Genomic DNA, 11,342 nt, shown 5'->3' with positions numbered 1-11,342 from the left:
TAGCGATATGACGAATTCCGAAAGCACCGCAAAACTCGCTGATGCGCTACGGGCCTCGCTGAAGGAAACCGATCGACTGCGGGCGCGCAACCGCAAGCTCGACGCGGCCCTGCGTGAGCCGATCGCGATCGTGGGGATGGCCTGCCGGTACCCCGGTGGCGTCGAGTCACCGGAAGACCTGTGGCGACTGGTATCCGACGGTGTCGACGCCACTACCGATTTCCCCACCAACCGCGGCTGGGACATCGAACGCATCTACGACCCCACCGGCGAACAACCCAATCGCTCCTACACACGATCCGGCGGATTCCTGCACACCGCAGGCGAATTCGATCCCGCCTTCTTCGGCATCAGCCCGAACGAAGCCGCCACCATGGACCCACAGCAGTTCCTGCTGCTCGAAACCTCATGGGAGGCCTTCGAACGCGCCGGAATCGACCCGACCACCCTGCGCGGCAGCTCAACCGGCGTATGGACCGGCATGATGTACCACGACTACCCGGCCAATGCGAACGCCGGATCGCTTGCCTCCGGCCGGATCTCCTACACCTTCGGTCTCGAAGGGCCGTCGATCACCGTCGACACCGCATGCTCGTCCTCGCTGGTAGCCATGCATTCGGCCGCGCAGTCACTGCGCTCGGGCGAATGCGATCTGGCGCTGGCGGGCGGCGTGACGGTGATGGCGGGCCCGGATACGTTGGTGGAGTTCAGTCGACAACGCGGATTATCCATCGACGGACGCTGCAAGTCGTTCTCCGAGAGCGCCGACGGCGTCGGTTGGGCGGAGGGCGCCGGTGTGCTGGTGCTGGAACGACTGTCCGACGCGCAACGCAACGGCCATCGAATTCTCGCCGTGGTGGCCGGTTCGGCGGTGAACTCCGACGGTGCCTCCAACGGTCTGACCGCACCCAACGGTCCTGCGCAGCGGCGCGTCATCACACAGGCACTGAGCAATGCGGGAATTTCCGCCGCCGACGTCGACGCGGTCGAAGGACACGGCACCGGAACGACTTTGGGCGATCCGATCGAGGCGCAGGCATTGCTGGGCACCTACGGTCGCGATCGCGCGCCGGAACGGCCACTGTGGCTCGGATCGCTGAAATCGAACATCGGACACGCACAGGCCGCCGCCGGCGTGGGCGGCGTCATAAAAATGGTCATGGCCATGCGCCACGAAACACTGCCGCGCACACTGCATGTGGACCAGCCATCGACCAAGGTCGACTGGTCCGCGGGCGACGTACGACTGCTCACCGAACCGGTACCGTGGCCGCACACCGATCGCCCGCGTCGCGCGGGCGTGTCGTCCTTCGGCATCAGCGGCACCAATGCCCATATCATTCTCGAACAACCACCTCGGGAGCAGACTGAACACCTGGGCGAAAGTTCTCCCCGCGGGACTTCCGCCAACGCGCTGCGGGAAGCAACCGCGTCCGTCGAGACCGTCATGCCCTGGGTGCTCTCCGCCGCCAGTTCCCCCGCGCTCGGCGAGCAGGCCGTTCGCCTGCGGTCGCACCTTCGCGACAATGACTCGGCGCCAGCCGATGTCGGATACTCCCTCGCCGCCACCCGCGCCACGCTCGACCATCGCGCGGTGGTATTCGGCGCCGATCGCGACGAACTGCTGTCGGGTATCGAGGCACTGGGTCGCGGAGATTCGATAGCCGGTGTGGTGTCGGGTCGGGTGGTTTCGGGTTCGACGGCGTTCGTCTTCTCGGGTCAGGGTGCGCAGTGGGCCGGTATGGCACAGCAGCTGCGTACGCACCCGGTCTTCGCCGCGGCGTTCGATACGGTCGTCGCGGAACTGAATCCACTCCTCGGCCAGACTGTTTCGCTCGACGAGGCGCTCACCGCTACGGACCAGATCGATCAGACAGTCTTCGCGCAAGCCGGATTGTTCGCGTTCGAGGTGGCCCTGTATCGCCTGCTCGAAGCGTGGGGTCTGCGTCCTAATCTCGTGGCAGGCCACTCGATCGGCGAGATCGCCGCCGCGCATATCGCCGGCGTGCTGTCACTCTCCGACGCGTGCACCCTGGTGGCCGCACGCGGCCGGTTGATGCAGGCATTGCCCACGGGTGGCGCGATGGTCGCGGTGGGAGCGCCGGAATCCGAGGTCGCACCGCTGCTCACCGATGGCGTGTCGATCGCCGCGGTGAACAGTCCGTCGTCGGTCGTGCTCTCGGGAGTCGAAACCGCTGTCGCAGCCGTCGCCGTGGCGTGCGCGGAGAAGGGTTGGCGGACACACCGTTTGCGGGTATCGCACGCTTTCCATTCCGAACTGATGGAACCGATGCTGGCGGAATTCGCGTCGGTGGTCGAGGGATTGAGCTTCGATCGGCCGACCATCCCGCTGGTTTCGACCGTGACCGGCGCCCGGGTGACCGATGAGATGTCGGAACCTGCGTACTGGGTGCGTCAGGTCCGCGCCACGGTGCGGTTCGCCGACGCGGTCACCACCATGGCGAACGCGGGTGTGGTGCGCTTCGCCGAAGTCGGGCCGGACGCGGCCCTCACGCCGATGGTGGCCGGGACCGTCGACGAGGGTCTCGAGAAAAGCACGGTAGCGGTCGCGGTGGCGCGCCGTGACGAGGCATCGGCCGCCACCGTGTCGGCCGCGGCCGCGGCATTGTTCGTGTCGGGCGCCGAGGTGGACTGGACCGCGTTCTATGCCGGTACGCAACCGATCGACCTGCCCACCTACGCGTTTCAACACGAGCGGTTCTGGCTCGATGCGAAGCAGTATCTGTCGACGACGTGGCTGGGGGCCGAAACCACCGGCGCCGATGTCGCGGGATTGGATCCGATATCCCATCCCCTCTTGGGAGCAGCTGTCCCGCAGCCCGATTCGGGTGGGGTGTGCTTCGTCGGTCGATGGTCGGTGGACTCGATCGGATGGCTGGCCGATCACAGCGTGCTCGGCACAGTGCTGCTGCCGGGCACCGGTTTCGTCGAATTAGCGACCCATGTGGGCGGATTGATCGGTCACCCGGTGGTGGACGAGCTGATCCTGCACACGCCATTGACACTGCCGACCCGTGACGGAGTGTCGGTACAGGTTGTGGTCGGCGGAGCGAGTGACTCCGGTCGACGGCGCCTGACGATCCACTCGCGCCAGCCGGATGCCGGTGCGTGGACGCTGCACGCGGAGGGTGATCTCACCGCCGAGGAAATACAGCCCGATATCGATCTCACTGTCTGGCCTCCGGTCGGCGCCGAGACGATCGACGTCGCCGACGTGTACAACGAGATGCTTGGTGCCGGTTACGGATACGGCCCCTACTTCCAGGGCATGCGGGCCATGTGGCGACGCGGCGACGAACTGTTCGCCGAGGTGGCCCTGCCGGATTCGGAGGCCGCCGCGGGATATGGCCTCCACCCCGCACTGTTCGATGCGGCAATGCACGCATTCATCGTGCACAGCATTCGCCATGGCGGCCTCGACACACCCGCACTCCCGTTCAGCTGGAACCGCGTAGCACTGCATACGACCGGATGTAGTGCCGTCCGCGTCCGAATCCGGATGCACGACAACCGTTTCGCGCTACATATGGCCGATGGCACCGGCACGCCGGTGCTGTCGGTCGGCTCGCTGGACACGCGCCCGGTGTCCGCGGACCGACTACGCGCGGGCAGCGTGGCCGATGCGCTGTTCACCGTGGAGTGGATCGCCGCGACGTCGGCCGCCACCGGTTCGGTCGCCCCGGCACGCACAGCGATCATCGGCGCGCCGGGTTCGGCGGCGGTACGCGGCTATCCCGACCTCACCACGCTCGTCGCGGAACTCGACGCGGCTCCCGAATCGACTGTCCCCGAACTCATACTGTTCGCTTGCTCCGTTACCGACGACGCGTCACCGCACGCCGCACGCGACGCGCTGAACAGCGCGCTGGCCACGATTCGCGAGTGGTTGGGCGACACCAGATTCGCCGAGTCCCGCCTGGTGGTACTGACTAACGGCGCGGTGCGCACCAGCGATACCGATCAGGTGCGCCCGGCGCTGGCACCGGTCTGGGGTTTGATTCGCGCCGCGCAGGCCGAACATCCGCACCGGCTGCAACTGCTGGACCTCGATGGTTCGGCCGACCCGGATCCGACCGCCGTCGCAACCGCGGCCGCGGCCATCGCGGCCGAGCCGGAAGGTGCGCTGCGCGGCGAGAACCTCCTGGTGCCGCGCCTGGTTCAGCATCGGCCCACCGAGACGCCCCCGCTCGAGCCAGTGCGCACCGGCACCGTGCTGATCACCGGAGGAACCGGTGGGCTGGGTGCACTATTCGCACGGCACCTGGTCACCGAATACGGTGTGCGGCAGCTGGTTCTGACGTCACGGCGGGGACCGGAGGCACCCGGCGCCGAGGCATTGTGCGCCGAGTTGACCGAACTCGGTGCGCAGGTGACGATCACGGCATGCGACGTCTCCGATCGAGACGCGCTGAAATCAGTGCTCGACGAGATCGGCCCCGACTACCCGCTGACGGGAGTCGTGCACGCGGCGGGCGTCGCCGACAACGGCCTGATCGAATCGATGACGAGCAATCGCATCGACACGGTATTCGCGCCTAAAGCCGACGCCGCGTGGCATCTGCACGAACTCACGGGCGACCGGCCGCTGTCGCTGTTCGTTCTCGTTTCCTCCGCCGGCGGCCTGGTACTGGCCGCCGGGCAGGCCAACTACGCGGCGGCCAATGTGTACCTCGATGCCCTCGCCACCTACCGCCGGGCGGCCGGGTTGACGGCCACGTCGATCGATTACGGCCTGTGGGAACGATCGAGTGGTCTGGGCACGGAACTGTCCGACGAGAATTTCGAACGGATACGGCGACAGGGCTTTCCCGCGCTGACCGAATCCGACGGACTGGCCCTGTTCGATGCCGCGGTGGCCTCCGACGCCGCACACCTGGTCGCATTGCGCATCGATCCCGCCGTGCTTCGGACGCGAGCCGAACAGGCTCCCGCCCTGGTCCGCGGGCTGGTGCCGGCATCGGCACGGCGTGAGACGACGTCACCTCTGCTGGGGTTGGCGGGTTTGTCGGCCGGTGATCGGTCCGAGGCACTCCTGTATCTGGTCAGGTCGACCGCGGCGACCGTGCTCGGACACGAGTCCGTGAACGCCATCGACCCGCAGCAGCCGTTCCAGCAGCTCGGGTTCGATTCGTTGACCGCCGTCGAGCTCCGCAACAAGCTCAATGCCTCGACCGGACTGCGATTGCCCGCCACCCTGGTGTTCGACCATCCGAATCCGCAGGCCGTCGCCGAACTCATCGACGCGAAGCTTTCCGGTGCGACCGCCACCGGAGCAGACGCCGTCAGCCGGGTCGACGTCGCGCACGACGCGATCGCGGTGGTCGCGATGGGTTGCCGTTACCCCGGCGGAGTCACCTCGCCGGAGGAGCTCTGGGATGTGGTGGCCTCCGGCGTCGACACCACCGGCGACATGCCGACCGACCGCGGCTGGGATATCGACGCCATCTACGACCCCGAGCCGGGTAAAGCGGGCAGGACCTATGCCCGTCGCGGCAGCTTCCTGCATGGGGCTGCCGATTTCGACGCGGAGTTCTTCGGCATCAGCCCCAACGAGGCGACCGCGACGGATCCGCAGCAGCGATTGCTGTTGGAAGTCTCCTGGGAGGCGCTCGAGCGAGCGGGCCTCGACGCGGCTGCTCTGCGCGGCAGTTCGACAGGTGTCTTCACCGGCCTGATGTATCACGATTACGCGCGGGCGACCGGAACGGCCAGCAGTTCCGCGGGCAGCCTGGTATCCGGCCGGCTCTCGTACGTGTTCGGTCTGGAAGGGCCCTCGGTCACCGTGGATACGGCGTGTTCGTCGTCGCTGGTGGCCCTGCACCTGGCCGCGCAGTCGCTGCGCTCCGGAGAATGCGATCTGGCCCTGGCAGGTGGCGTCGCGGTCATGGCGACACCGGACATGTTCCTCGAATTCGGCCGCCAGCGCGGTCTGTCGCCGGACGGGCGGTGCCGATCGTTCTCCGACGACGCCGACGGGGTCGGCTGGTCCGAAGGCGCCGGTGTGCTGGTGCTGGAACGACTGTCGGACGCGCGGCGCAACGGTCATGAGGTATTGGCGGTACTGGCCGGTTCGGCCGTCAACCAGGACGGCGCGTCCAACGGTTTGACCGCACCCAACGGCCCCGCCCAGCAGCGGGTGATCCGCCAGGCCCTGGCCAACGCGGGCATTGCGGCCACCGAGGTCGACGCGGTGGAGGCGCACGGCACCGGCACCACGCTGGGTGATCCCATCGAGGCGCAGGCGCTGCTGGCCACCTACGGACGCGATCGAGCCGAAGACCGGCCGCTGTGGTTGGGATCGTTGAAGTCGAATATCGGGCATGCGCAGGCCGCGGCGGGTGTCGCCGGCGTGATCAAGATGATCATGTCCATGCGTCACGGTGTGTTGCCGCGCACCCTGCATGCCGACCAGCCCAGCACGAAGGTCGATTGGTCCGAAGGCCAGGTGCGGCTGCTCAATGACTCGACACCGTGGCCCGCGGCGAACCGCCCGCGCCGTGCGGCGGTGTCGTCGTTCGGCCTCAGCGGTACCAACGCGCACGTCATTGTCGAGCAGGCACCACCCGTCGAAACCCGACCGGAGGCGCCGGCGACCAGAAGCGATGACGGCGTGTCACCGTGGATTGTCTCGGCACGCAGCGAAACCGCCCTGTCCGAGCAGGCCGCGCGCCTGGTCGCACGGTTCGATGGACTGGATACCGGTGAGCACAAGGCTGATCGGTGGGATATCGGATTCTCGCTCGCGTCCAGTCGTGCGGTGTTCGATCACCGTGCCGTCATCGTCGGCACGGATATCACCGATCTACTCACCGGCGCTCGAGCAATGGCCGGTGACGCGGCCGTCGAGTCGGAGGCGAGCACACGGGTCGTGTCCGGGCGTGCGGTACCGGGCAGCACGGCTTTCGTGTTCTCCGGTCAGGGCGCGCAGTGGGCCGGTATGGATCAGCAGCTGCGTGCGCACCCCGCCTTCGCGGAAACCTTCGATGCCGTCGTCGCCGAGCTGGATCCACTACTGGACCAAACCATCTCATTGCGCGACGGACTCGCGGACTCGGCCCTGGCCGATCGAACGGTCTTCGCACAGGCCGGACTGTTCGCCTTCGAGGTGGCCCTGTACCGCCTGCTCGAATCATGGGGCATCACAGCCGATGTGATGGCGGGCCACTCGATCGGCGAAATCGCCGCCGCCCATGTGGCCGGTGTGATGTCGCTGCCCGATGCCTGCGTTCTGGTCGCGGCGCGTGCCCGGCTGATGCAGGCACTCCCTGCGGGCGGGTCGATGGTCGCGGTCGGAGCATCGGAATCCGCCGTGGCCCCACTATTGACCGACGGCGTATCGATCGCGGCCATCAACAGCCCCACCGCGGTGGTGGTCTCCGGCGTCGAGACCGAAATCGACGCTCTCGCCGCGGAGTTCGTCGAGAATGGCTGGCGCACAAACCGTTTGCGCGTCTCCCATGCGTTCCATTCCGCGCTGGTCGAGCCGATGCTGGAAGAGTTCGCCACCGCGATCTCGACCGTGGCCTTCGGCCGTCCGAACATTCCATTGATCTCGACGGTCACCGGCACCCGAGTCGACAATGAGATGTCGGATCCGGCCTATTGGGTGCATCAGGTCCGCGCCACGGTGCGATTCGCCGACGCCGTGACCGCCATGATCGACGCGGGTGCTGTCCGCATTGCCGAGATCGGCCCGGACTCGGTACTCACACCGATGGTGGTCAACACGCTCGAGGCGGCCGATTCGGCGGCGACCGCCGTGGGCTTGGCGCGGCGCAATCGCGCGGACATCGTGTCGGTGATGACCGGCGCAGCGGGCCTGTTCGTCTCGGGCGCGGCAGTGAATTGGCATGCCGTTTACGCCGATTCGGGCTCCACGCGAATCGAACTGCCCACCTACGCATTCCAGCGCCAGCGGTACTGGATGCCCGACGGCGCCGCGACCGGCGGCGATATTCGATCACTCGGTCTGGCCGGGACGGGCCACCCGCTGGTCTCCGCCATGGTGTCGCAACCCGATACCGGTGCAATCACCCTGACCGGTCGGCTCTCGGTGCGGACACAGCCGTGGCTGGCCGATCACAGCGTCGCGAATACCGTCATGTTCCCCGGCACCGGTCTGGTCGATCTCGCACTGACGGCCGCCGCTCACGCGGAGTGCTCGACGCTGGAAGATCTGGTGCTGTACGCACCCCTTGTCCTGCCGTCGACCGAGGGCGTCCTCGTGCGGGTCGTAGTCGGCCCCGACGGGGAGACGGCGTCTCGACCGGTGCGGATCTTCTCGCGTATCGATTCCGAGGCCGGTGCGGCGTCCGCGTGGTCGCTCCATGCGGAAGGCTCCGTGACACCCGCCACGGTGGCGGTTCCCCCCTACGATGCCGACCTCAGTGAATGGCCGCCGGTCGGCGCAGCGGCCCTGCCGGTCGGTGATCTCTACGACGAATTGTCCACGGCTGGATACGGATACGGGCCGAACTTCCAGGGCCTACGGGGTGCGTGGCAGCGCGGCGACGAGATCTTCGCCGAGATCGCGCTCCCGGACCCGCGAGCCGCCGAGGGATTCGGGGTACATCCGGCGCTGTTCGATGCGTGCCTGCACGCCCTGCTGGCGGACCAGTCGGGCGACACCACCCTCGCACTGCCCTTCGAGTGGTCGGGTGTCGCCATCCATACGGCGGGAGCCGGTGCGCTTCGCGTGCGATTGACTCGCCTCGGCGACCACTCGGTATCCATGGATCTGGCGGACTCGACGGGTGCCGCCGTAGCGACGGTGCGCCAGCTCACCTCACGACCCGTCGACCCAGCTCGCCTCGCCGCGGCCGCCAACCCCATCGACAACTCGATGTTCACGATCGATTGGGTTGCGCTACCCGTATCCGGCGATCCGGTCGATGCCGTCGCCTGGGACGAACTCGGCGACGACGTTCCCGCCTACGTGACCGTCGGCGCTCCACGGGCCGACGACCCCGAGTCGGTCCGTGCGGCGACGCACACCATGCTGGGGGTGCTGCAGGCGTGGGTGACCGATCCGCGATTCACCCAATCGGTGTTGGTGGTCCAGACCTCCGGCGCGGTCTCGGTCGCCGGCGAACCGATCACGAACCTGGCCGGCGCCGCGGTCGGCGGCCTCGTCCGCGCGGCGCAGGCCGAAAGCGAAGGCCGAATCGTCCTGGTGGATACCGATTCCGAACTCGACGGACTACTCGGCGCCATTCTCGGCACCGACGAACCGCAGGTGGCCGTGCGCGAGCGCCAGGTGTACGGCGCGCGGCTCGCTCGAATCGCCGCGCCGCCGGTCGCCGACGCCGCCGCGCCCGGTTTCGGTCCTGACGAGACGGTCCTGATCACCGGAGCCAGCGGCTATCTCGGTGGTGAGTTCGCCCGGCATCTGACCGAAACCCACGGTGCGCGGCATCTGCTACTGGTGAGCAGGAGCGGCGAAAATGGCTCCGGCGCAGCGCAATTGCGCGAGGATCTGCGCGCCCTCGGTGCGGAGGTGGAATTCGCGGCGTGCGATGTGGGCGACCGTGCCGCCCTCGGACGCGTCATCGATGCCATTCCGTCGGAGCGTCCCCTCACCGGAGTTCTCCATGCCGCCGGTGTGCTCGACGACGCCGCCATCATCTCGCTCACTCCCGAGCGAATCGACGCGGTCATGCAGCCCAAAGTCGATGCCGCACTGCATCTGCACGAGTTGACCGCCGAACTTCCGCTCAAGAGTTTCGTGCTCTTCAGCTCGCTCGCGGGCTCGTTCGGCAATGTCGGGCAGGGCAACTACGCGGCGGCCAATGCCTGCCTGGATGCCATTGCGTGGCAACGCAAGTCGAGCGGGCTCCCCGGTCAGTCGCTGGCGTGGGGCCTGTGGGACGGCGACGGCATGGGCGGCGAACTCGATGCCCGCGACCTCGATCGAATGGCGCGCTCGGGGCTGCGCCCGCTGTCGCGGGAACAAGGTCTGGCGCTGTACGACGCGGCGGGCCGCGTCGATGTGGCCACGCCGATCCTCGCGCATCTGGATCCCCAGCGGATGAGTGGCACGGGATCGGCGGCGGCGATGGTGTCCGGGCTGCTGCCCGCACGCCGCACCCCGAAATCCGCATCGGGTGACCAACTACGCTCCCGACTGGCCAATATGGCCGAGCCGGAACGCATTCCGGTATTGGAGGAGCTCGTCCGCAAGCAGGCCGCCGCAACGCTCGGCTATGCGGATATCGAACTCATCGCGGTCGACAAGGTGTTCGGCGAAATGGGATTCGACTCGATCACCGCGATCGAATTCCGCAACTCGCTGCGCGACGCCACTGGCCTGGGACTGCCCGGCACCCTCGTCTTCGACTATCCGACACCCCAGATTCTCGCGAAACACCTCGATGAACGATTGGCCGACGGCGATACCGGCATCGCGACCGCCGTCCGCGCGGCCACCGAACGAGATCGTGCGGCCGGTGTCGCCGACGACTCGCTGTACGGCATGTTCCGCGCCGCGGTGGGCAAGGAGCAGTTGGTGACCGCCTTCGTGCTCCTGCACCTCGCGGCACAGACGCGCGACCAGTTCTACGCCCACGACGAACTGGACGAGAAGCTGGAGATCACCCGATTGACCGACGGCGCCGCCACGCCGCGCATTATCTGCATCGCGCCACCGATGGCCGCGGGCGGTGTCCGCCAGTACGCCAGAATGGCCACCAAACTGCGGACAGCCCGCGACGTGGTCGGCATCGCACCGATCGGGTCCCGCGCCAGCGAGCCGCTGCCCGGCGACTATGCCGCGGCCACCAAGGCACTGCACCAGCCCATCCTCGACGCCGCCGAGGGCAAGCCGTTCATCCTGCTCGGGTTCTCCTCGGGCGGGCTCCTGGCCTACAGCGTCGCCGAACAGCTGGAAGCTCTCGGTGGACCCACGCCGGCGGGAGTGGTGATGGTGGACACCTACCGGGTGGTCGAAGGCGGCGAGTGGCTACTCAAGCCGATCGCCGAGAATATGGTGACCAACGAAGCGGCGTTCGATCGATTCGACCCCGCCCGATTGACCGCCATGGGCCAGTACATCCAGGTGTACCGCTCTATCGAGCTAGGTCATGTCGCCGCGCCCACCCTGTATCTCCAGTGCACCCAGCGGATGCCCGGAGTCCCCGACAATTTCATGGAGTGGCAAGCCCAGCCGTGGGATGAGAGCCATCACGTGGTGGAGGTGGACGCCGATCACTTCAGCGTGCTGCATGAGGGCTCGGGTCGGGTCGCCGCGGCGATCGACGATTGGCTGGAAAGCATGGAGTGACGATCAGGCCGGGAGGGCGATCGCCCTCCCGGCCGCCGACCCA

General features: G+C 67.5%; 1 protein-coding gene. It reads left to right on the top strand.

Annotated elements, in window-relative coordinates; genetic code table 11:
- Positions 1 to 7: 7 nt before the first annotated feature.
- The gene (locus NU1_RS16210) at positions 8 to 11,299 is read left to right on the top strand and encodes a type I polyketide synthase (RefSeq protein WP_067522280.1); all 11,292 of its coding nucleotides are present in this window, start codon (positions 8 to 10) and stop codon (positions 11,297 to 11,299) included.
- Positions 11,300 to 11,342: the final 43 nt, after the last annotated feature.

This window comes from Nocardia uniformis NBRC 13702 (assembly GCF_001613345.1).
Lineage (GTDB): Bacteria > Actinomycetota > Actinomycetes > Mycobacteriales > Mycobacteriaceae > Nocardia > Nocardia uniformis.
Note: the sequence above shows the minus strand (reverse complement) of the source record. Positions and strands in the feature narration are given on the sequence as shown.